General features: G+C 67.0%; 19 protein-coding genes. 10 read left to right on the top strand and 9 right to left on the bottom strand.

Features of this window, described 5'->3' with window-relative positions; genetic code table 11:
- The first annotated feature begins 173 nt into the window (after window positions 1-173).
- On the top strand, window positions 174-851 hold the full coding sequence (locus tag ACWJI3_RS05510; RefSeq protein ID WP_094511350.1) for a histidine phosphatase family protein: 678 nt from the start codon (window positions 174-176) through the stop codon (window positions 849-851).
- Here ACWJI3_RS05510 and ACWJI3_RS05505 read toward each other — a convergent pair.
- The 3 genes from ACWJI3_RS05505 to ACWJI3_RS05495 all read right to left on the bottom strand — a co-directional run bounded on the left by ACWJI3_RS05505 (window position 845) and on the right by ACWJI3_RS05495 (window position 5,472).
- A complete protein-coding gene (locus tag ACWJI3_RS05505) occupies window positions 845-2,695 on the bottom strand; it encodes a diflavin flavoprotein (protein ID WP_480203133.1) in 1,851 nt (616 codons plus the stop codon). The genes ACWJI3_RS05510 and ACWJI3_RS05505 overlap by 7 nt on opposite strands.
- Complete coding sequence (locus tag ACWJI3_RS05500) at window positions 2,695-4,449, bottom strand: diflavin flavoprotein (RefSeq protein WP_094511346.1); 1,755 nt, start codon at window positions 4,447-4,449, stop codon at window positions 2,695-2,697. Before ACWJI3_RS05500 ends, ACWJI3_RS05505 begins: the two co-directional genes overlap by 1 nt.
- 135 nt (window positions 4,450-4,584) lie before the next feature.
- Window positions 4,585-5,472, bottom strand: coding sequence for a DUF6671 family protein (locus ACWJI3_RS05495; protein WP_480203132.1), 888 nt, complete (start codon window positions 5,470-5,472; stop codon window positions 4,585-4,587).
- A 918-nt stretch (window positions 5,473-6,390) separates the two neighbouring features.
- On the opposite strand from ACWJI3_RS05495, the gene ACWJI3_RS05490 reads away from it, so the two are divergent.
- The 5 genes from ACWJI3_RS05490 to ACWJI3_RS05470 all read left to right on the top strand — a co-directional run bounded on the left by ACWJI3_RS05490 (window position 6,391) and on the right by ACWJI3_RS05470 (window position 12,823).
- A complete protein-coding gene (locus ACWJI3_RS05490) occupies window positions 6,391-6,669 on the top strand; it encodes a helix-turn-helix domain-containing protein (RefSeq protein ID WP_480203131.1) in 279 nt (92 codons plus the stop codon).
- A gap of 577 nt (window positions 6,670-7,246) precedes the next feature.
- Window positions 7,247-8,575, top strand: a complete 1,329-nt coding sequence (locus ACWJI3_RS05485; protein WP_480203130.1) for a CmpA/NrtA family ABC transporter substrate-binding protein — start codon at window positions 7,247-7,249, stop codon at window positions 8,573-8,575.
- Between the two features lie 196 nt (window positions 8,576-8,771).
- Window positions 8,772-9,605: a nitrate ABC transporter permease gene (gene ntrB, locus ACWJI3_RS05480; protein WP_480203129.1), complete on the top strand. Its 834-nt coding sequence runs from the start codon at window positions 8,772-8,774 to the stop codon at window positions 9,603-9,605.
- 202 nt (window positions 9,606-9,807) lie between these two features.
- Window positions 9,808-11,823 carry an ABC transporter ATP-binding/substrate-binding protein gene (locus tag ACWJI3_RS05475; RefSeq protein WP_480203128.1) on the top strand — a complete coding sequence of 672 codons (2,016 nt, stop codon included), beginning with the start codon at window positions 9,808-9,810 and terminating at the stop codon, window positions 11,821-11,823.
- A gap of 160 nt (window positions 11,824-11,983) precedes the next feature.
- Entirely contained in the window at window positions 11,984-12,823 is an 840-nt protein-coding gene (locus ACWJI3_RS05470; RefSeq protein WP_255100374.1) for a nitrate ABC transporter ATP-binding protein, read from the top strand.
- A 95-nt stretch (window positions 12,824-12,918) separates the two neighbouring features.
- Here ACWJI3_RS05470 and ACWJI3_RS05465 read toward each other — a convergent pair whose 3' ends face one another.
- From ACWJI3_RS05465 to ACWJI3_RS05445, 5 genes are all read right to left on the bottom strand, one after another.
- Window positions 12,919-13,401: an Hsp20/alpha crystallin family protein gene (locus ACWJI3_RS05465; RefSeq protein ID WP_480203127.1), complete on the bottom strand. Its 483-nt coding sequence runs from the start codon at window positions 13,399-13,401 to the stop codon at window positions 12,919-12,921.
- Between the two features lie 229 nt (window positions 13,402-13,630).
- On the bottom strand, window positions 13,631-14,182 hold the full coding sequence (locus ACWJI3_RS05460) for an MEKHLA domain-containing protein (RefSeq protein WP_480203126.1): 552 nt from the start codon (window positions 14,180-14,182) through the stop codon (window positions 13,631-13,633).
- Window positions 14,160-15,029, bottom strand: coding sequence for an SWIM zinc finger family protein (locus tag ACWJI3_RS05455; RefSeq protein WP_480203125.1), 870 nt, complete (start codon window positions 15,027-15,029; stop codon window positions 14,160-14,162). The genes ACWJI3_RS05460 and ACWJI3_RS05455 overlap by 23 nt, the downstream gene beginning before the upstream one ends.
- 30 nt (window positions 15,030-15,059) lie before the next feature.
- Window positions 15,060-15,569 (bottom strand): DUF1993 domain-containing protein, encoded by a 510-nt coding sequence (locus tag ACWJI3_RS05450; RefSeq protein WP_480203124.1) that lies wholly within the window; start codon window positions 15,567-15,569, stop codon window positions 15,060-15,062.
- Window positions 15,570-15,655: 86 nt separating this feature from the next.
- Window positions 15,656-16,051 (bottom strand): hypothetical protein, encoded by a 396-nt coding sequence (locus ACWJI3_RS05445; RefSeq protein WP_480203123.1) that lies wholly within the window; start codon window positions 16,049-16,051, stop codon window positions 15,656-15,658.
- A 591-nt stretch (window positions 16,052-16,642) separates the two neighbouring features.
- On the opposite strand from ACWJI3_RS05445, the gene ACWJI3_RS05440 reads away from it, so the two are divergent.
- A complete protein-coding gene (locus tag ACWJI3_RS05440; protein WP_158217442.1) occupies window positions 16,643-17,392 on the top strand; it encodes a GGDEF domain-containing protein in 750 nt (249 codons plus the stop codon).
- 24 nt (window positions 17,393-17,416) lie between these two features.
- The gene (locus tag ACWJI3_RS05435) at window positions 17,417-17,860 is read left to right on the top strand and encodes a PPC domain-containing DNA-binding protein (RefSeq protein WP_094511322.1); all 444 of its coding nucleotides are present in this window, start codon (window positions 17,417-17,419) and stop codon (window positions 17,858-17,860) included.
- Here ACWJI3_RS05435 and ACWJI3_RS05430 read toward each other — a convergent pair.
- Entirely contained in the window at window positions 17,852-18,541 is a 690-nt protein-coding gene (locus tag ACWJI3_RS05430; RefSeq protein WP_480203122.1) for a TetR/AcrR family transcriptional regulator, read from the bottom strand. The two genes, ACWJI3_RS05435 and ACWJI3_RS05430, sit on opposite strands and share 9 nt — an antisense overlap.
- Window positions 18,542-18,772: 231 nt before the next feature.
- Between ACWJI3_RS05430 and ACWJI3_RS05425 the strand changes: the two genes are divergently transcribed.
- The gene (locus tag ACWJI3_RS05425; RefSeq protein ID WP_480203121.1) at window positions 18,773-19,591 is read left to right on the top strand and encodes a Coq4 family protein; all 819 of its coding nucleotides are present in this window, start codon (window positions 18,773-18,775) and stop codon (window positions 19,589-19,591) included.
- Window positions 19,588-20,799 carry an MFS transporter gene (locus ACWJI3_RS05420; protein ID WP_480203120.1) on the top strand — a complete coding sequence of 404 codons (1,212 nt, stop codon included), beginning with the start codon at window positions 19,588-19,590 and terminating at the stop codon, window positions 20,797-20,799. Before ACWJI3_RS05425 ends, ACWJI3_RS05420 begins: the two co-directional genes overlap by 4 nt.
- The last annotated feature ends 56 nt before the right edge of the window (window positions 20,800-20,855 follow it).

Raw genomic sequence — 20,855 nt, 5'->3', positions numbered from 1 at the left:
GCGCAGCGCGGTGCCCCGGGCCTGTGGGGAGGCTGGGATGAGGCCGCTTCGGAGGCTGTGGTGGAACGGCCACCCTCGCGGGTCGAGCCTGCTGCACTGCCACCATGGGACCCTGCGCCCGCAGACGTCTGTTCCGGCCGGACCCACCGCCCACAGCTCACAGCCCACAGCCCATGGCCTTCCCAGGTTCACACCGCCGCCGTGCCGCGGCCACCATCGGACCGCGGCTCCGCGCCACTGCGGCCGCCGCTGTTGCTGTGGCCGCCGTCGTCCTTGGTGCCGCGCCTGTGGGGGCGCTGCCCCGGCAGGTGATCCTGCTGCGCCACGGCGACAAGGTGGCCTCCGGCGATGGCAACTACAACCTCTCGGCCCGCGGCTTCCTGCGCTCGATCAACCTGGGCCGGCTCCTTCCCGCCTGCTTCGGGGCTCCGACCCACATCCGCACCTTCTTCCTCAACCCCGAATCCAGCAAGAACGCCCGCAGCTACCAGAGCGCCGTGCCGCTGGGGGTGGCCACCGGCATCAACATTTCGATTGCCCAGTCGTCACTGGAGGATTCCTTCATGGATGGGCAGGAGATCCTCAGCCAGCCGGCCTACAAGGGCGGCAACGTGGTGCTGTTCTGGGAGCACCGCCACATGCCGGAACTGGCCCGGGGGCTGGGCTGGGCGACGATGCCCGCCATCGGTGCGATGGAGTTCGACCAGATCTTCGTGCTGCGCTACTCCAAGCCGGGCGTTCCCCCTCGGGTGCAAAGCCTGAGCCAGCGCCGGCTGTTCGAGGCGCCCTGTTTCCGCGAGGCACGTTCGCCCCTGCCGAACGTGCCGCTGCCTCAGTCAGTGGCTCAGTAGGTGGCGCCGCTACGGCGCTGGTGCACGGCGGTGACGCCGCTGCCGTCCAGCAGTCCGCCATGGCTCACCTGGGCGTACACCAGCCAGTGATCGCCGCATTCCATCCGCTGGCTCACGCTGGCCTCCAGCCAGGCCAGTGCGTCGGGCAGCACGGGCTGACCCGCCGGACTGTGCTCCAGTTCCAGACCCGCCAGCCGGTCGGCGCCGGGGGGGTAGGGCTGAAGGAAGCGCTTCATCGGGCCGGTCTCGCGGCCTTCAGCCAGCACGTTGAGCACGAAGCGGTCGCCCACGTGCAGCAGGCTCTCCACGGCGCGATCCCGGGCCACCGCCACCGTGAAGCCGGGGGGCGTGAAGCTGGCCTGGCTCACCCAGCTGGCCACCATGCCGCCGCTCAGGGCCGCCGCCCCTTCTCCCTTCACGCAGGTGAGCACGCAGAGCGAGCCCACCACGCGCCCAAGGGCCAGCACCGCCGGGTTGCTGCGGCTTTCGCTGAGGCCACCGGCCACCACGCGCCGTTGACGCTTCTGCTGGTTGAGCAGCTGCCGCCCCAGGGCCGTGCCCGTTTCCTCCATGCGCTTGAGCGTGGGGGGATCGGGGCTGAACTTCACCCGGATCGGCTCGAAGGCGAAGCGGAAGCCGCCATCCCGCAGCTTGGTTTCCAGAAGATCAATGGCTTCACCGCTCCAGCCGAAGCTGCCGAACACCCCCACAGGCCGGGCGCGATCGCCTTCAGCCAGCAGGGTGCCGAGCGCCGAAACGATCGGCGTGGGGGCGTGGCCGCCCAGGGTGGGGGAGCCGATCAGCACCGCATCGCAGCTGCGGATCGCTTCGAGCAGCTGGTCGGGGGGGGCGAACTCGCAGTTGATGCTCTCCACCCGCACGCCCGTGCGCGCCACGCCCTGGGCGATGGCATCGGCGAGGGCGGCGGTGTTGCCGTAGGCGCTGGCATAGAGCAGCGCCACCGACAGGCGGGTTTTCTCGAGGTTCTCGCCCCAGCGCCGGTAATCGGCCAGCAGGCTGCGCCAGCTTTCGGTGATCGCCGGGCCATGGCCGGGCGCGATGGTGCGGATCTCCAGCTCATCGAGCCGGTCGACCACCGTTTCCACCTGGCGGGCCATCGGCGCCATCAGGCAGTCGTAGAAGTGGCGTCGGTCTTCCTCGGTGCTGTCGCGGTTGGCTTCCGCATAGGCCTCGCTGCAGAGGTGGGCGGCGAAGAACTTGCCGCTCATCAGCAGGCCAGTGCGCTCCTCGAAGGCGATCAGGGCTCCGGGCCAGCGGGGCGTGGGGGCGGGCAGCAGGGTGAGGCGGAAGCCGCCAGCCAGATCGCGGCTCACCTCGTGCTTCACCACATCGATCGGCGGCAGGGCAGGCAGTGGCGGCTCTTCCGCCTCGCTGCCCGGAGCAGGAGGCCGGCGCTGCTGCCACAGCTCCTCCACCAGCCGGGCGCCGGTATTGGAGGCCACCAGCATCAGGGCGGGCCAGGCGGCCGCCAGCTCGCGCAGCAGCGCCACCCGGTTGGGGTTGACGTGACCGACCACCACCTTGAGCGGTGCCTGCGCCGGCACCAGGGCGGCCAGCTGGGCCAGGAACGGCGCAGTGAAGGAAGCGCCCGGGGGGTGCACCAGCACCGGCGGGATCTCCCGCTGGGCACTGTTGAGGCCACCGGCAAACAGGAAGGCATTGGCGCTGGTGCCGCGCTCCAGGCCGTACTCCACCTCGAAGCGCAGCCGCTTGGGGCTGAGGCAGCGCAGGCAGGTCAGGCCGTCTTCCAGCGGAATGGCGATGACGCTGCGGTCGATCACCTCCGCGGCCGGAATGGTGGGATCAAGAACGAGATCAGCCATCAGTAATGGTTCCCCACCTTGCGGTGATGCACGGCCGTGGCGGCTTCGGTGTCGGACACCGTGCCCTCCTCCACTGCGGCGTAGATGATCCAGTGGTCGGGGGTTTCCATACGCTGCACCACCCGGCAGCCCAGGAAGGCGAGGGCATCGCTCAGCACCGGACCACCGGCGGCAGCGCCCTCAAGGGTGGGCACCCCGGCGAAGCGGTCGGCGCCGGGGGGGAAGCGCTTGAGGAAATGGCGCAGCAGGGACTGGTAGTTGTCTTCGCGCAGGATGTTGAGAACGAAGCGGTCGTCCACCTGCATCAGCGCCTCGATGGCGCGATCTTTGGCCACGGCGATCGAGAGGCCCGGTGGATCGAAGCTGGCCTGGCTCACCCAGCTGGCCACCATGGCGCTGCTGCGTTCCTCCTGGCGGGCGGTCACGATGTAAAGCCCACCGCTGAGCCGCCCCAGCGCCTTGTCCACATCGGCGTCGATCGCCTTCATGGCAGCGATCGTTTTCGCCTTGGTGAGCAGCTGGCCCAGGTCGGTGCCGGCCTCTTCGCACCGCTGGTAATCGTTGCCATCGGGGGCCTGGCGGATGCGCAGCGGCGCAAAGGCCTCCTTCTGGCCCAGGCCACGCAGCTGGCTGGCCACGCTGTCGATCGGTTGATCATTGCCGCCGAAGGCGTCGTAGCAGGCCACCCACTGCTTGGGCTTGAGCGCCGCCAGCAGCGTGCCGATCGATTGCTGCAGATCCCCATCGGGGTTGGCGGGCCAGGTGGGCACCACCACAGCACTGGCCTCCCCCACCAGGGCGGCCAATTCCTGAGGATCGGAGGCGCGCAGATCCACCAGCTGCACCTGGGCCTCCGCCTTGCCGATGCCGCGGGCGATCGCCTGGCTGAGCCGGTCACAGAAGCCGTACTGGCTCACATAACAGACCGCCGCATAGGTTTCGCCGGCGCTGCGCTGGCTGCTCCAGTCGCGGTAGTCGCCGATCCAGAGGCGCAGGTGCTCACGCAGCAGTGGCCCGTGGCCGGTGGCGATCATGGCGATCTCGGGCAGAGCGTCCATGCGCTTGAGCGCCTGCAGCACGCTGCGGGCGTTGGGGCCCATCAGGCAGTCGTAATAGAAGCGGAAGTCGGGAGCGATAGCGCCGGGATCGCTATCGAAGACGTCGTTGCCGCAGTAATGAAGGCCGAAGGCATCGCAGGTGTAGAGGATGCGGGTGCCGTGATCGAACGAAAAGATCGTGTCGGGCCAGTGCAGGTTGGGGGCACTGAGGAATTCGAAGCGGTGCGCCACACCGCTCTCGGGGTTCGTGCCCAGATCGAGCTCCTCCCCGCTTTTCACCGCGCGGCTGCGGAAGGGGCGGTGCACCTGGTCGGCCAGGTAGGCGATCGCCACCTTGGAGGCCACGATCTCGATCTCCGGGTTGCGGTCGAGCAGGGCGCCGATCAGGCCGGAGTGGTCGGGTTCGGTGTGGGACACGATCAGGAAATCGATCGCGGCTGGATCGATCTGCTGCTCCAGCAGCGGCAGCCAGGTGTCCTCGAACTTGGCGTGGCTGGTGTCGATCAGGGCGGTGCGTTCCCCCCGCACCAGAAAGGCGTTGTAGGTGGTGCCGTTGCGAAGGCCGAACTCGATGTCGAAGCGGCTGCGGTCCCAGTCGAGCGAGCGGAGCGTGGTGGTGTCGGGCCCGATCGGCTCGCACTGCAACGAAAGGCGGGGCGGGGCGGGGGGCGCAGCGGCCGTGGCGACGGGTGTCATGCCTGGTGCCTCGGGAGAGAACGGGTCGGTGGCGCTCAACCTAAGAACAGCGGCGGGGAAGCAGGTCGTGTGTTCGATTGGAGCTCCTAATGCCCGCCACAGGCCAGGACGATCAACGCCGGGCGGGCCCCGCCCTCAGGGGTTGCAGTAAGGGCAGTGCTGCGGATCGGCCTGCAACAGCCCATCCCGGCGCGGATGCTCCTCGCTGGCCTCGCAGCGAACACAGCCGAAACGCTCCGCCCGCAGCAGCGAGGTGGGACTGCCGCACCAGCCGCAGGGCAGTCCCGGCAGGGACTCCACCGGCCCCCAGCCGGGTGCCCCACAGGCGGGGCAGGGGGTGGCAATGCGCCGCACCAGCCGGAAGGTGAGGGCGCGGATCGAGGCCATGCGGGTGGGGTTGCAGTGGGCCCGCATGTCCGTTTCCACCAGCGCCAGGCCATCGGCGGACGCGGCGCTGGCCTGCTCGATCGCCTGCGTCAGCTCCGCGGCGCTGCCGACCCCCTTGCGCAGAAACGGCTCCGCATCGGGCTGATGGGGACGCACGATCACGGCATGGCGCGGGAAGCCGATGCGGGTCAGCCAGGCCTCAAGCGAGGTGCCGGGGGCCGCGGTGCAATGGTCGAAGTTCGTGCGGCAGCCGCTCAGCCGCTCGGTGATCACCAGGTCGTGGCGGCGGTCCACCCAGGTCATCCACTCGGTGGCCAGGGGAAGGAAAGGGAGCGCAGGATGGGGCCCGAAGCTGCCTTCGCTGGCCAGGCCGAGGTCGAGCCCGGTGGCCGCCATGCCCGCTTCCGCTTTGAGGCGACAGGTGGTGGCAGCATCCGCCGGGCGGGGCCGTTCGCCGCAGAAGGTGCCGAGGCTGTCGGTGTCAAAGGCGTCGGCGAGCACCAGCTCCACGCCGAGGGCCCGGCGCAGCGGCCGGGCCATCACCCGTTCCTTGCCATGGATGGTGGCCAGGCTGACCCGTCGCCCGCACGCGCTCCAGGTGGCAATGGCTGAAGTGGCGCCCGTGACCGCTCTCACGCTCCTGCAACCAACAGCACGGGCAAACTACGCCGCTGCAGCGAAAGCGGCCAGGGGCACGCCAGACGCAGGTGTAGGGATGGCCCGTGCGGCTTTCATCAACCGCACTGATCGCCTGCATTTCGAATCCTGTGGTTCGGCACCGCCCAAACCTGAACACGATCCCTAGTCTTTCCCGGTCTCCAGCAGATCGCCTCACCCTTCATCACGCACACCGGGGCGCTGACCCTGCTCCAGCCAGCCTCGATTCAACCGCCCCTGCCGCTACAGCTACGGAGACGATTGGACCTGTTTCGATGGTTGCTCTCTCCTGATCCTGCGGTCCACGCCCACGCACCAAGGCCCTGAGCTGATCGTCTCAGAGCAGCAAGCCGGGCCGGACGTTTCAGCTTCTCTGGCAGTCAGCCAGCCTGAGAAGCAGATGGCGGAGTCCTCCACGGGAGGAACCGTGTGGGTAACGCACGGCCACAGCTGGGCTGCCATCAACCAGGTGAACATGTGCCGCTTGTGCGTCATCCCTGCCAGTCGGACTGGCACGTCGGGCCTATGCGGCGGGCTTGCGCGTCGGGTTGATGCAGCGGGCTTGCACGAATGGTTTCACTCTCTCCTTGCCTCTGCCGGCCACCCACCATGACGATCCAGCCACCCATACGGACGCTCAAGCTCACTCTGGAATCCAGGAGCCTGGTGCCTTCGGTGCACTGCTGGAGAGTAAATGATGGGTACGTTCGCACCAACACCTGGTCGCCGGAGGGAGAGGTGGTCACTATCGGATTAGCGGGCCCTGGCGACCTTTTGCCACCCCCGAGGCCCGAGTGGCAGCCCACCGAAAGGGCCTGCCTGACGAGAGCCCTGCTGGTGGAGGTGACACCTTCGCCGGAGGAATTGACAGCCTCGCTCCACAGCCAGATCGCCCAGATGACCACCCTGCTGAGAATCGGTCGGTTGCGTCCGGTCGACGCTCGGCTTCTGCATCTACTGCGCTGGATCGGCGAGCGTTTCGGCATAGTGAACAGCAGGGGAACCCTGCTGTCGCTGCAGGAGATGAACCTGACGCATCGCGTGCTGGCCGAGATCTGCGGCACGACGCGTGTGAGCATCACCAAAGCCCTGAGCCACTACAAGGCCGCAGGAATGATCGGGACGCAAGGAGAGGTTGACCTGCTGCTGCCACATCCCCATCGGACGCTGTACTGACAGCGGCAGCTGCAGACGCGTCTGCGCGTGTGCCTGCACTCCCGGAGGAGCAGTGAGCGAATGGCGTGGGAGTTGTGGGCAGGTCGTGGGGAAAGAGCAGGGGAAGGCGCGTTGATGCCGGCACACCGCGATGGGCAACACGATCGTGCAGGGCGGAGTGACTTTGCATCGGGACATGGCACGCGTTGGCCCAGGCGAAGGGGCCACTGGAATCGCACCATTGCGTTGATGCAACCTGGAAGGGGCGGGTCTCCTGGGAAGAGGAACGTTGAGCAAAGACCCAGCCAAAGACTGGGCCAGGCAACCTTTGCTCCATCGACCAGATTTCGATGCATAGGCCAGGCTAATCGGTGCGATTGGCAATCCTTCAGCACCAAAGCACCCAGCCGATTCAGCTAGGCATTAACTTCTCTCGACCGCCGCAACGGTGACCCATGCCCCATCCCTAGGGCCGCCCATTCGGCCATTCGCCGTTCACCGCATCACCGGTTTCTTTGGTGAACGTGGCCTCGATCAAACCTTTCATTTCTGGACCTGACGTCCAGCCGTTAAACCCTTTCTCCCTATCCAAATTCCGATGACGAGACGACGCCGTTTTCTCGCCCTGATGGGCAGTGCCGTGCTGGGCAGCGCCCTGCTCGCCGGCTGCATGGGCAACCCAACGGAGCCCGGCGGCACCGCCAGCGCACCGGCAACTGCCGTCGCCGACAAGGGGCTTGAGACCAAAACCATCAACCTGGGCTTCATCCCCATCCTTGAGGCCGCGCCTCTGGTGGTGGCCGTTGAGAAGGGTTACTTCGCCAAGCATGGCCTTGATGTGAACCTCACCAAGCAGGCCAGCTGGTCTTCAGCCCGCGACAACGCGGTGCTCGGTTCCGCTGGAGGCGGTATCGATGGCGGTCAGTGGCAAATGCCCATGCCCCAGATGATCAGCGAAGGCGCGATCACCGGTGGCAAGAAGGTACCGATGTATGTGCTGGCGATGTTGATGAGCCAGGGGAACAGCATTGCAGCCTCCAACAGCGTCAAGGACGCGAAGCTCACCTATGACCTCAGGCAATCGGGATCCTTCTTCCAGGACTTCGCAAAGAAGGAAGGCCGCAAATTCCGCGCCTCGTATACTTTCCCGAAAGCCAACCAGGAGATCTGGATCCGTTACTGGCTGGCCGCCGGTGGCGTCAACCCCGACACCGAGGTGGAACTGCTGACCGTGCCGACCACCGAAACCCTGCAGGGGATGACCAACGGCACCATGGAGGCCTTCTCTACCGGCGATCCCTGGCCATCGCGGATCGTGACCGATGGCAAGGGCTATCTGGCTGCAAACATGGCCCAGATCTGGAAAACCCACCCTGAGGAGTACCTGGCCGTTCGCGCCGACTGGGTGGATAAACATCCCAAGGCCACCATTGCTCTGATCAAAGGGTTGATCGAGGCCCAGCAATGGATGGACAAGCCCGAGAACCGCGCCGAGGTGGCCACGATCCTGAGCTCCCGCAAGTGGTACAACATTCCCGCGCCGGTGCTGGAGGAGGCGCTCATGGGCCAGTACAAACTTGGGGCCGACATGAAACCGGTAAACGATCCGGCGCTAGGGCCGCTCTACTGGGCCAGTGATCGCGGTGTGATCTCCTATCCCTACAAGAGCCTCACCCTCTGGTTCCTGCTCGAATCGATGCGCTGGAAGTTCTATCCCGGCGTGGTCGATACGGTGGATCAGGCCAAGGCGATCAACGACAAGGTTGTTCGCGAAGACCTCTGGCGCCAGGCCGCCACAGAGCTGGGCCTGCCCGCCGCCGAGATCCCCACCAGCTCCAGCCGCGGCAAGGAAACCTTCTTCGACGGGACCATCTACGACCCGGAGAATCCACAGGCCTATCTCGACAGCCTGAAGATCAAGAAGTAGGCCTCCCTCACCATTGATCCACCAGGGGTGGAGGCCGGAGGCATCAGCTCTTCGACCTCCACCCCTCTGCACAGGGCCCGTGCGCCCCTATGCAAGAGGCAAACGCCTGGGTCAGCTGGCGCACAGCTCTCCCTGCTGCCCTTTACCTCTCCCGCTGCACGACGCCTTTTCACCACCTCACTTCCCGAGAAGATTCATGGTTTCGATCACTCCCAATCGACAGCGGACTGGCGCCAGCCCCTTCAGCAAGCTGCTACGCAGCACCGGCAACTGGCTGCCCCCCTTTCTGGGCGTCGGCAGTTTCCTGCTGGTGTGGCAGATCCTCTCAATGACCGGCCTGATCGCTTTGCCGGCTCCCACCAGCCTGTTCACCGAGGAACGCACCCGCAACCTGATCCTCTATCCCTTCTACGACCGCGGTGGCCTCGACAAAGGCCTGTTCTGGCAGACCTTGGCCAGCCTCGGCCGGGTGGCCCAGGGTTACACCCTGGCGGCCATCATCGGCATCGGCGTGGGCATCACGATCGGCCTGAAGCCCGGCATCAACCGCGCCTTCGATCCCCTGTTCCAGTTTCTGCGCATGGTGGCACCGCTGGCCTGGGTGCCGATCGCCCTGGTGCTGTTTCAGAAGAACCAACCGGCCGCCATCTTCGTGATCTTCATCACGGCGGTGTGGCCGATCCTGATCAACACCGCCGAAGGGGTGCGCCAGATCCCGCAGGACTACCGCAACGTGGCCCTGGTGCTGCAGATGTCCAGCCGGCGCTTCTTCACCAAGGTGCTGATTCCTTCGGCTCTCCCCTACATCTTCACCGGCCTGCGCATCTCGATCGGCCTGGCCTGGCTGGCAATCATCGCCGCCGAGATCGTGATGCCCGGCACCGTGGGCATCGGCTTCTTCATCTGGGATGCCTACCAACAGAACTACGTGGGCGAGATCGTGCTCGGCGTGATCTGGATCGGCGCGATCGGCCTGGTTCTCGATCGACTGATGGCCTGGCTGCAGACCCGTATTTCGGCCGGCCAGTGAACGCCGATCAGTCGCTCACTCTGCTGCTCAACCATCAGGCGTTCAACTCTCCACTCAGCTCTTCGCTCCACCCCCTCGTCAGCCCTTTGCGGCTGCATCAATTCAGCCCTGCTGGGATTCATCGAATCCGCCCTGTTCGGCTGCATCGAATCCGCCCTTCGTGGCTCCCTCTGTTCTGGCCCTTCCTCAGGAGACCCCAACCATGACCACCCAAGCGGCGCCCTCCCTGGTGGATGTGCGCACCATCGACAAGAGCTTCGCCCTCAAAGGCGGGGGCACCTACCTGGCTCTGCAGGGCATCGACCTGGAGATCCGCAAGGGGGAATTCATCTCGCTGATCGGCCACTCCGGCTGCGGCAAATCCACCCTGCTCAACATGATCGCCGGCCTGGATCTGCCCAGCGAAGGCGTAGTGCTGCTGGAGGGGGAGGCGGTGAAGCGCCCCGGCCCCGACAAGATGGTGGTGTTCCAGAACTATTCGTTGCTCCCCTGGCTCACAGTGCGGCAGAACATTGCTCTGGCTGTCGATGAGGTGATGGGTGATCTACCCAGGGCCGAACGCGACGCCGTGGTGCAAGTGCACATCGAAATGGTGGGGCTGGGCCCTGCAGTCGACAAGTTTCCCCAGCAACTCTCCGGCGGCATGCGCCAGCGGGTATCGATTGCCCGCGCCCTGGCGATCCGCCCCAAACTGCTGCTGCTGGATGAACCCTTCGGCGCCCTCGATGCACTCACGCGGGGCAATCTGCAGGAGAAGCTGATGCAGATCTGCAACGAGCACGCGCTCACGGCGGTGATGGTCACCCACGACGTGGACGAGGCGGTGCTGCTCTCCGACCGCATCGTGATGCTCACCAACGGCCCTGGCTCCAACATCGGCGGCATCCTCGAGGTGGACATCCCCCGGCCCCGGGCACGGCTGGAAGTGGTGCACCACCCCAGCTACTACGGGCTGCGGTCCGAGATCATCTACTTCCTCAACCGCCAGAAGCGGGTGAAGCAGTGGCGTGCCCGGCCTCACCAGGTGGTGGCCCGCCACGGCCTCGAGAAGGTGAACCTGGATCTGGGCTTTCTGCCCCTGGCGGCCAGTGCGCCCCTGGCGGTGGCCGAGGCCCATGGCCTGTTCACCAAGCACGGCCTCGACGAGGTGAGCCTGATTCGTGAAACCAGCTGGCGCGGCATCGTGGATGGTTTGGTGGACGGCACGCTCGATGCCTCGCTGATGCCCGCCGGCATGCCCACCTGGATGACAGCCGGGGGCCATGGCGGATCGCCGCTTCCGATCGTGACCTCCCTCACCCTCAGCCGCAACGGCAACGGCATCACCCTGGCCAGCCGTCTGGCGGAGCAGGGGGTGCAGACGGTGGAGGACTATCGCGCCTACCTCAAGAGCCACGAACGCGAACCCCACACCCTGGGGATCGTGCATCCCGCCTCGATGCACAACCTGCTGCTGCGCTACTGGTTGGCGGCCAACGGCATCGACCCCGACAAGGACGTGCACCTGCAGGCCCTGCCGCCGGCCCAGATGCTGGCCGACCTCAAGGACGGCAGCCTCGATGGCTACTGCGTGGGGGCTCCCTGGCTGGACCGGGCGATCCAGGGCGGCCACGGCTTCCAGGTGGCGGGCGACCTGGCGATCTGGCCCGGCCATCCCGGCAAGGTGCTGGGAGTTCGCGAAGACTGGGCTACGGCCTATCCGAACACCCACATCGCTCTTGTCAAGGCGCTGCTGGAGGCCTGCCAGTACTGCGCCGATCCGGCCCACTGGAGTGAGCTCAGCGAGCTGCTGAGTGATCGCCGCTACCTGGGCATCAAGCCGGAGCTGATCCGCTTCAGTGAAGCCAGCGAGGGGGTCGATCGCTCAGGGCCCGAGTGCCAGGAGGCCACGCCGCACCACCTGTTCTCCGGGGAAGGGGTGAACCGGCCGAGCCGCACCGAGCACCTCTGGATGATGACCCAGATGGCCCGTTGGGGGGACATCCCGCTGCCGCGCAACTGGGTGGAGATCCTCGAGCGGGTCTGCCAGGTGGGGGTGTTCAGCACCGCCGCCCGCGAGCTGGGCCTCGAAGCGATCAGCTACCAGCGGCATGACATCGGGCTGTTCGACGGCCAGCCCTTCAACGCCGACGACCCGATCGGCTACCTCAACGCTCAGACGATCAAGCGCGATTTCAGTATCGCCGAAATCCCTCTCGCGCCGCCGCGGCGCAGCTGAGGTCGGGCTCCAGCTCAGCTGTGGCGCCATCTCCAGAGCTGAGGTATGGCCTTCCGCAGGTCATTGGCTGCGGTTCCCATTCACTGCCGGTTCTCATTCAAAGCCAGTTCCCCTTGGCTCCCGTTGATCACTCGTCACACCGTCCTTCGCGAGATTTCTCATGTCCACCCTGATCCAGCCGCCCCTGCCGGGGGTTGCCAGCCCACCAGCTGAAGCCTTCCTGCGCTTCGAGAATGTCAGCAAGGTGTACCCCACCGCCAAGGGGCCCTACCCGGTGCTCGATGGCATCGACCTGAGCATCAATCAGGGCGAGTTCATGTGCGTGATCGGCCACTCCGGTTGCGGCAAGTCCACCCTGCTCAACATGGTGTCGGGCTTCGCCACCCCCAGTGATGGCCGCGTGGTGCTGCACGGCAACACGATCACCAGACCTGGCCCGGATCGGATGGTGGTGTTCCAGGGTTATGCCTTGCTGCCCTGGATGACGGCCTATGACAATGTCTACCTGGCGGTGGAGTCGGTGAAGCCGGAACTGCCGGAGCGCGAGAAGCGCGAGATCACCCGCGAGCACCTGGCCATGGTGGGGCTCAGCGAGGCGGCCGAGAAGAAGATCACCCAGCTCTCGGGCGGCATGAAGCAGCGGGTGGCAATCGCGCGCGCCCTGTCGATCCGGCCGGAAGTGCTGATTCTCGATGAACCGTTCGGGGCTCTCGATGCCATCACCAAAGAAGAGTTGCAGGAGGAGCTGCTCACGATCTGGAACACCCAGAAGTGCACGGTGCTGATGATCACCCACGACATCGACGAAGCCCTGTTCCTCGCCGATCGCCTCGTGATGATGACCAACGGCCCGGCCGCCAAGATTGGCGAAATCATGGAGATCAACTTTCCAAGGCCCCGCAACCGTGAGGAAATCATGGAGGATCCTCTCTATTACGACCTGCGCAATCAGGCGCTCGATTTCCTCTACAGCCGCTTCGCCCACGACGACACGGAGTGAACAGCTCGGGGCCCGATTGGTCACGGCGCCGCCATGAAAAAGCCCCGGCCTTGGCCGGGGCGCGGGGACACAATGCGGCATCAGCAGGGGCGGGATCAGCCTTCCACCTTGACGTTCACCGTGGTGACCGTCTGGGCCTTCGGCGCGGTGATCGAGAGCAGACCATCGCGGTAGTGGGCTTCGAGGCCTTCCCGTTGCAGGCCGCCGGGGAAGGTGAAGCTGCGGCTCCAGGTGCCGTAGCGGAACTCGCTGTGCAGCGGAGCCAGGCGGGCGGACGCCTTGGCGGCTGGGGGCGTCGCTGCTGCAGGGGCGGCCGCCGTGTCCGAGGCAGGGCTGTTGGCATCGGCCTGAGCCCGCGCGGGGGGGTGGCGATCGCTGCGGCGTTCGGCGCTGACCAGCAGGGTGCGGTCGGTGGCTTTGACATCGATCGAGCCTTTGTCGACACCGGGCAGCTCAAGAACGATGGTGTAAGCCTGATCGTTCTCGTGCACTTCGGCGGCAGGCACGCGCTCAGCCTGAAGCACTTGCTGCTCCAGCCGCTCGAACAGATCAAAGGGGGATTGGCGCAGGGTCAGCATGGGGATGTCCTCCACAGGTTGGCTGAGGTGATGGCATTCAGGTTCTGCGATTCGCAGGCACCTGTGATGGTGAAGAACGGGGAATCGCTTCGCCCGTGCAGCTACTTTCGCCAACTCGAATGAAACGGTGAGACGAAAGAACCGGCCCATTTGGTACGGCGCTCCTCCCCTGATTCGGTGGGCCCCACCGCGCGGTGGTGAGAACCGATCAAGGCGCCAACAGCGCTGCTCAGAGCCACCACCAGTGGCTGAAGGCCGCCGCCTGGCCGTGGTCGCGGCCATCGGCATCCCGCAGGGTCCAGAGGCGGGCGCCATCGATCACGAAGCGGCGGCCGCGGCTGTCGATGCGCACGCCGCGGTAGCCGCTGATCGCCTGGCGGTGCCGCGCCAGCGCCAGCAACCGCTCCCGCCCCTCACGCTCGGACGGTTCGGCAGTGAGCCGCGACGGCAGACCCACCATCGCCGCCCAGGGCCGGCGCCACAGCCGCAACGCGGCGGCATTGGCATAGATCAGGCGGGGATCGGCCGGCGCCGTGGTGCCACCAGCCAGGCCATCGTCGTGGGCGAGCACCACCAGGGGGGCAGCGAACAGTTCCTGCGCCTGATGGCGTGCATCACCGGCCGCCGCCAGCTGGGTGGGGCCGGCCACCAGCGCCAGCAGCGGACGACCGAAGGCCAGCTGATGGGAAGCGAGCAGCAGGGCGGCGCGGGCCTGGCACGCCGGCGTCAGCCAGGGGGCCTCTGCAGGCCGCTCGGCCTCAGGCACCGCTGCTGGCGCCATCGCCGGCCCCGGCACTCATGGCGCGGGCCATGGCCTGCTGGCCGATGGCGATGCCCTGGCTGCGCAGCCGCTCGGTGAACAGGCGGTTGGAGTCGGGGAAGCGGGGCTCGGCGGCCAGCGGCAGTTCACCGGCCTCATCGAGGCCCATGTCCCCCTCCATCGCCGGGGTGATCACCACCAGGTCGGGGTCGAGGGCGGCGGTGTAGCTCCACCAGCGCGTGGGCTCGAGCACGGCCGGGTGGACCGGATGGGGGGCGGCAGCAGGCGCCGCTTCCGTGGCGGCCGCCGCCAGCTGCCGGCGGCGTTGAGTGGCCAGGTCGGCAAGCAGCTGGCTGCGGCTGCGGCCGCGCATCTGGAACAGCACGAAGGGGTCTTCGCTGAAGCGATCCCCCATCAGGTAGTAGACGGCGCTGACGTGTTTGCAGGGGGCGGCCTTGTCGGGACAGCTGCAGTCGCAGCGCACCTCCTGCAGCTTGAAGGGGAACAGCCGCTTGCCGCTGGCGGCGAAGGCCCGCTCGATGTCCTGCGGCATCACCCCAGCCAGCAGCTGCGCCGACCAGCGCGCCTTCTGGCCGAGCGCCTCCAGCACATAGCCCCAGTCTTCATCGGAGAGGGTGTCGAGCCAGAGCTTCACCTTGTAGGGCTCGGCTTCGGTGCCCTGCACCAGGGCCTTCACCCGCTTCCCCTCAAACAGGATCGACAGCACGTTGCCGGAGCGGGCGTAGGCCCAGGCACGCTCCAGCCGTTTCTTGTAGCGGTAGGAGTTGATCAGTTCCATCCACTGCTCCACCCACCAGGGCTGCTGGCCGAAGTGGGTGCTGACGATGGTGGGCGAGGTGCTCGTCATGGCGGAAGGATGGAAGGGGGCGGCCGGCGCTCAGGGGGCCCCGAGGAAATCGCGCTTGCCGATCACCACGCCGTTGTGGCGCAGGATCGCGTACGTGGTGGTGGTGTGGAAGTAGACGTTGGGCAGAACAAAGGCTGAAAGGAACGGCCAGCCCGCCATCGTGATCGTTTCACCCTTGCCGATCGGCACGGTGATCGGGCGCTCTTCGCCCCCATCGATCTGCTCGGCGCTGAAGCCGTCGAGATAGGCGATCGATTCCCGCAGGCGTTCGATCAGCGCCTCCAGGCTCTCCTCATTGTCCGCCATCGGCGGCGCCTCCAGGCCGGCCAGCCGGGCCACGCCGCGGCGGGCCACGTCGCTGGCGATCTGCACCTGGCGCGCCAGGGGGAACATGTCGGGGTAGAGACGGCTGGTGAGCAGCACGGCGGAGTCGAACCCCTGCACCCGGGCATGGGCCAGGGCCTTCTCCAGCAGGTGGACCAGGTTGGAGAGGGCGCGCCGCAGCGGCGGCACGGATGCCTGGTAAAGGGTCAGGTCCATGGATGCACCGAAGCCTCAGCTGCCCGCCAAGGCTATGGGCCTGCAGGCGCCGCCTCAGCGGGCCGGTGCAGGCGCCGGTGGTCAGCTCAGCGGGGCGGGCCGTTGAAGATCAGCTTCACCAGGTTGCGGCCGTCCGGCGAGATCAGCACCTCGGTTTCGAGGGTGGCGGGCTGCTGGCGTTCCACCCAGGCGGGGGGGCCGCCGAGGAAGCGGAACAGGAAGCCATCGGGGCTGCGCTTCACCAGGCAGGGGTTGTCGGTGGAGGCGGTGACGAACATGCACGGCGCCGGCCGGTAGGCCTGCAGGCCGCCGTTGAGTTCCACCGCATAGGTGCGGGCGAAGTTGATGGCCCGCACCTCCTCGATCGGCACGCGCCACTGGGCCAGGGAGGCGGAGGAGCTGGCGGCGAGCAGGGCAGACACGGCCAAGGGTGCCAGCAGGGCCGTTTTCACCCGGCGGGCCGTGAATGAGAGCAATGTCATGGCAGCAGTGTCACGGCAACAGGGGCGATGCCTTCACCATGACCACAGGGAAGAAACGCGTCAACCCGTGCCGGAGGCCTGGGCTGGGAGCAGCGGTGCGCCTGCGGGTGGCCACCGAGCACCAGAGGGAACAGCAGTGGTGCTGTCTTGTACAGATGTAAACGCGCTCCCGTTGATTGACGCCCGCAATTGCTATCCTTAAATGAAGGTATTGCTTTCCATACGGACTTGTCATGGCTGTGGCCTCAGGTTCATCCACTCGATGATGGAGAGCAGAGTCTTACGATGGCGGCGAGCTAGCTGGAGGTGGCGAATGGAGCCACCGCCCTCCGAGCGCGAAAACAGTGACAGCCAATACAAAATGCAGCGCACTGACTCTTGCGTTTCCCCCATCGTTTTTCAACGGATGCAAAAGGGGAGACCTATACGTGCCGTTGATTTTCCCGCAAGTGGCCCTGTCCACGCCAACGTCGTTGGCCCTTTCCAAGTCACACGTTGCGTGAGCGGCCTCCCGGGCACGCAATGGCATGGCCCCACACAGCAAAAGGCTGGGCCTTCTTCCGCCACGGGCGTTGGGGCATGAAGGTGTCCATGAGGCAGCTGATCCAGAGCCTCGGCACCTTTCCCACGGTGCTGATCGTCACCACCTTTTCGGTTGTTTGCTCCGTAGCGCTCACCTCAACTCTCTGCTTCTTCGAGCAATGTGAGGCCCCGCGGATCGCCGTTGCCACTGCCATCGCCATTCCTGCGATGGTCGCGCCGCTGGCTACCTGGCCGCTGGTGGACCTGGTGATGCAGATCGATAGCCTCGAGAAGGAAATGCGCGCGATGGCCACCTTCGACCAGCTGACGGGATTGCTGACGCGGCAGGCCATCTTTGATCAGATCCAGCAAGTGATGCACCTGGCCGAGCGCGAGCAGCGCCATGTTTCCTTGCTTGCGTTGGATCTCGATCGTTTCAAGGACATCAACGACACCCACGGCCATGCTGGCGGCGATGAAGTGCTCAAGAGCTTTGCCATCACGGTGAAAGCGGTTCTGCGCAAGAGCGACTATCTCGGCCGCATCGGCGGCGAAGAATTCATCATCTTTCTTCCCAATACCTCAGAGGAGGCTGCGCTCGCACTCTCAGAGCGGCTGCATCAGGCGATCCGGGAGTCTCTGGTGGCCTATGAACAATCCTCCATTCGCTATTCAGCGAGCATCGGCCTGGTTTCCATGGTGCCCTCTGCCGAGATCAGCCTTGAGGAGATTCTCAAGCGAGCCGATGATCTTCTTTACCTGGCCAAACGACAAGGCAGAGATTGCACCGTTTCCTACAACGATGGAAAACCAGGCTGAATCCGACCCATCCCCCAATCAACCGTGTCCTACCTGCCGCTGCGGCTGCCTCCCGGTGAGGATCTTCGCCATGCCCTGGAAGCCACAGCCACGGCACCAGGCAGCGGTTCATTCGTTGTTTCCGGCATCGGCAGCCTCTGGCATCCCAGGCTCCGCTTCGCCGCCGCTGAAGCGGAAACCCAGCTCGAAGGGGCGTTCGAAATCCTGTCGCTCTCAGGGTCGATCACCGCAGAAGGCGCCCATCTGCACATCGCCGTGGCCGATGGCCAGGGGCAGGTGATCGGCGGCCACCTCTGCTACGGCAGCCGCGTGCGCACCACAGCCGAAATCCTGACGGTCCGCCCCGAAGGCTGGCAGCTGCGCCGCCTTCACGATGCCGCCACCGGCTACCTGGAACTCCAGGTGCAGGCGCTGCCTGGCGACATGGGGCCCACCGGCGCGCAACCCGCCGCTGCGGGTTCAGCCTGAGGCCGCCTCACCTGGGCCGCGGCCGGTGGTCATGCGGCGGCGCAGGTAAGCCACCGCCAACTGCACCGTTTCCTGCAGCAACTGGGCGCGGAAGGGGGGCGCCTTCGCCAGCGACAGCCACAGCAGATTGCCCACCGTCTTCACCAGCACGTAGGCCATCGTGCGGGCGTCGTCGTCACTGAGCAGGCAGCCTTCAGCGCCCACGCGGGCGATCAGGGCCGCCGACCAATCCGCCACCAGGCGCACATCAGCCTCCTCCTCGATCGCCAGCAGATCGGCGGTGGCGCTCTGCGCCTCATTGAAGATCGCCTGATAGCCGGGGTGGCTGGTGAAGAAGCGATCGGTGAGCGACACCATCGCTTCGATGTAGGCGTCGAGCGGCAGCGCAGAGGCTTTGCTCTCCTCAAAGGCGGCCAGCTCCCTGTGCAGCTGCTCGCCGTAGCTGCGGGCCAGGCTGCGCAGGATCGCCGCCTTGTCGGGGAAAAACTGATAGAGGGAGCCGATCGGCACGCCGGCATGCGCCGCGATCGCGTTGGTGGTGGTGCTGGCCACGCCCTCGGCCACGAACAAGGCCTCGGCCGCCTCCAGGATCCGCCGCACCCGCTCCTGGCTGCGGGCCTGGCGGGGCTGGCGGCGCAGGCCGGTGGTGGAGACCGGCGCGGGGGTGGAGCGCTGCGTCATGGCCGCAGCCAGGAGCAGGCCGGCACAAAGAGGGGCACGAGCGGGAACTCAGACAGGGATGCAGAAGAGGGCTCAGGCAGAGGCGCGAGCTGGGGCACAGGCGCAGGCAGGCAAGACGAGCAATCCTCGCATTCTCCTTGACAAAGGCGAGGGACACTCATATTTTCACTGATGTGAGCACTCCTCATGTTCAGAGCTCACTGCCCGCACTGACCCTCCGCTCGCCCTTCCATGGCCACCACCCTCTGGCAGTCCACCGCTCACGCCGCTGCTGCCCCGGACACGGGCGCCACCAGCCCCGCAACACTCGCGGACGGCCCCGCCGTCCCGGCCCCGGTCGCCCCCGACCCGCTCTTCCGCATCCTCGGCACCATGCTCGCGATGAGCGGCGGTGACACCAGCCTGGAGCTGGTGGGCGTGCTCACCGACGGGCTGCTCGACACCCCCTCCTACGCACTGGCGGCGCAGCACCTGCGCCACGATCCCGGCTGCGCCGCCCTCATCGACGCCCGCTGGGTGCCGGGTCCGCATGACCTCGATCGGCTGGCGGCCCTGCCGGTGGGCTCCCTCGGCCATGCGTACGCCGCCAGCCTCACCCGGCTCGGCTACGACCCCGACCTGCACGCCGGCATGGAGGCCGGCAGCGAGGCGACCTACGTGGAGGTGCGGCTCAGCCAGACCCACGACCTCTGGCATGTGCTCACCGGCTTCGACACCTCGCTGCTTGGCGAGATCGGCCTGCAGGCCTTTCACCTCGGCCAGTTCCCCTATCCCCTGGGCGCCATGCTCACGGCCCAGGCGCTGCAGTCGATCACGCTGTTCGACCCCGAACAGCTGCCGGCACTGGTGCTGGCCATCCACACCGGGCTGCAGATGGGCCAGCAGGCCCGGCCCCTGTTCGCCCAGCGCTGGGAGGAGGGCTGGGCGAAGCCCCTGCAGCAGTGGCGCCAGGAGCTGAACCTCACGCCCGTGCAGGAGTGGGCCGCCGCCGCGCCGCCCAGCGCCGGCAGCACCACCGCCCCCCTGCCGCTGGGGGCCGGGCAGCCATGACCTCCCTCCTGCTGCGGCATCAGCGTTTCCGCTGGCTCTGGCTGGGCCAGACGGTGCTGTTCTGCGGCGTGCAGTTCTGGTTCGTGGCCATCACCTGGCTGATGCTGCAGCGCACCGGCTCGGGCAGCGCCGTGGCGCTGGTGCTGATGGCGGCAGCGCTGCCGCGGGGGCTGCTGATGCTGGTGGGGGGTGCCCTCAGCGATCACCATCCGCCCCGTGCCCTGGCGGTGCGGGCCAGCGCGGTGCTGGTGCTCTGCACCGCCGTGCTCACCCTGCTGGCCGCCCACGGGGCACTGGCACTGGCGCCGGTGATGACGCTGGCGGCCCTGTTCGGCGCCGCCGAGGCCTGCGTCTACCCCGCCGCGATGGCCCTGCTGCCCCAGCTGGTGCAGCCACGGCTGCTGAACCGGGCGCATGCCTGGCTGCAGGGCAGCGAGCAGATCAGCAATGTGGTGGGTCCGGCCCTGGCGGGGGTGGCGCTGGCCATCGGCGGCGCCACAGCCGCGCTCGCCCTCGATGCCGGCGTGCTGCTGCTGGCCGCCTGCTGCTTCGTCCAGCTGCGACCCCGACCGGCCCTCTGGCACCGGGACGGCGCGGGCGGGCTGCTGCGGGGACTGCGCGAAGGCTGTGTGTTCGCCTGGCGCCACGGGGCGATCCGCACCGGTCTGGGGCTGATCGCGATGATCAACCTGGCCGTGCTCGGCCCGGTGGTGATCGGCGTGGTGGAGCTGGTGAGCCTGCGTTACGGGGGAGGAGCCGCCACCTTCGGCGCGCTGCAGGCCGCCTACGGCGTGGGTGCCCTGGTGGGGGTGGCGCTGGCCGGCCGGCTCGACCGCTTCCGGCTGGATCAGCCCTCGTCGGCGCTGGGCTGGCTCTCCGCCGCCCTGGGGCTGGGCCTGCTGGGGCTGGCCGCCGCCGGCGACGCCTGGGTGGCCGCTGCCGTGCTGGCGGCGATGGGGGTGGGCGGGGGCCTGGTGGGCGTGATGGCCACGGTGTGGCTGCAGCGGGAAACCCCGGCAGCGCTGCAGGGCCGCGTGATGGCGCTGGCGATGGTGGCCGGGGTGGCCTTCGATCCGCTCTCCCAGGCCTTGGCGGGCCTGCTGCTGGATGTGTCGCTCACGGCGGTGTTCCTCGCGGGCGGCGGCGCCCTGCTGCTCACCGCCCTGCTGGTGCTGCGCCCCGTACGAGCCGGTGGCGTTCACCCCTAGCGTTGGCGCCGAAAACCCTGCCGCTGCCCCGCCGTGCCCAGGCTTTCCCCGCCTCA

It is taken from the genome of Marcopretia estuarina LEGE 06307 (genome assembly GCF_056633115.1).
This window is presented reverse-complemented; position numbering and strand designations above follow the sequence as displayed.

Bases quoted from the DNA above. Each gene is read 5' to 3' on its own strand.
- ACWJI3_RS05510 (WP_094511350.1), top strand. From the start codon at position 174: ATGGCCTTCCCAGGTTCACACCGCCGCCGTGCCGCGGCCACCATCGGA.
- ACWJI3_RS05505 (WP_480203133.1), bottom strand. From the start codon at position 2,695: ATGGCTGATCTCGTTCTTGATCCCACCATTCCGGCCGCGGAGGTGATC.
- ACWJI3_RS05500 (WP_094511346.1), bottom strand. From the start codon at position 4,449: ATGACACCCGTCGCCACGGCCGCTGCGCCCCCCGCCCCGCCCCGCCTT.
- ACWJI3_RS05490 (WP_480203131.1), top strand. From the start codon at position 6,391: ATGACCACCCTGCTGAGAATCGGTCGGTTGCGTCCGGTCGACGCTCGG.
- ACWJI3_RS05485 (WP_480203130.1), top strand. From the start codon at position 7,247: ATGACGAGACGACGCCGTTTTCTCGCCCTGATGGGCAGTGCCGTGCTG.
- ntrB (WP_480203129.1), top strand. From the start codon at position 8,772: ATGGTTTCGATCACTCCCAATCGACAGCGGACTGGCGCCAGCCCCTTC.
- ACWJI3_RS05475 (WP_480203128.1), top strand. From the start codon at position 9,808: ATGACCACCCAAGCGGCGCCCTCCCTGGTGGATGTGCGCACCATCGAC.
- ACWJI3_RS05470 (WP_255100374.1), top strand. From the start codon at position 11,984: ATGTCCACCCTGATCCAGCCGCCCCTGCCGGGGGTTGCCAGCCCACCA.
- ACWJI3_RS05465 (WP_480203127.1), bottom strand. From the start codon at position 13,401: ATGCTGACCCTGCGCCAATCCCCCTTTGATCTGTTCGAGCGGCTGGAG.
- ACWJI3_RS05460 (WP_480203126.1), bottom strand. From the start codon at position 14,182: ATGGCGCCAGCAGCGGTGCCTGAGGCCGAGCGGCCTGCAGAGGCCCCC.
- ACWJI3_RS05455 (WP_480203125.1), bottom strand. From the start codon at position 15,029: ATGACGAGCACCTCGCCCACCATCGTCAGCACCCACTTCGGCCAGCAG.
- ACWJI3_RS05450 (WP_480203124.1), bottom strand. From the start codon at position 15,569: ATGGACCTGACCCTTTACCAGGCATCCGTGCCGCCGCTGCGGCGCGCC.
- ACWJI3_RS05445 (WP_480203123.1), bottom strand. From the start codon at position 16,051: ATGACATTGCTCTCATTCACGGCCCGCCGGGTGAAAACGGCCCTGCTG.
- ACWJI3_RS05440 (WP_158217442.1), top strand. From the start codon at position 16,643: ATGAGGCAGCTGATCCAGAGCCTCGGCACCTTTCCCACGGTGCTGATC.
- ACWJI3_RS05430 (WP_480203122.1), bottom strand. From the start codon at position 18,541: ATGACGCAGCGCTCCACCCCCGCGCCGGTCTCCACCACCGGCCTGCGC.
- ACWJI3_RS05425 (WP_480203121.1), top strand. From the start codon at position 18,773: ATGGCCACCACCCTCTGGCAGTCCACCGCTCACGCCGCTGCTGCCCCG.
- ACWJI3_RS05420 (WP_480203120.1), top strand. From the start codon at position 19,588: ATGACCTCCCTCCTGCTGCGGCATCAGCGTTTCCGCTGGCTCTGGCTG.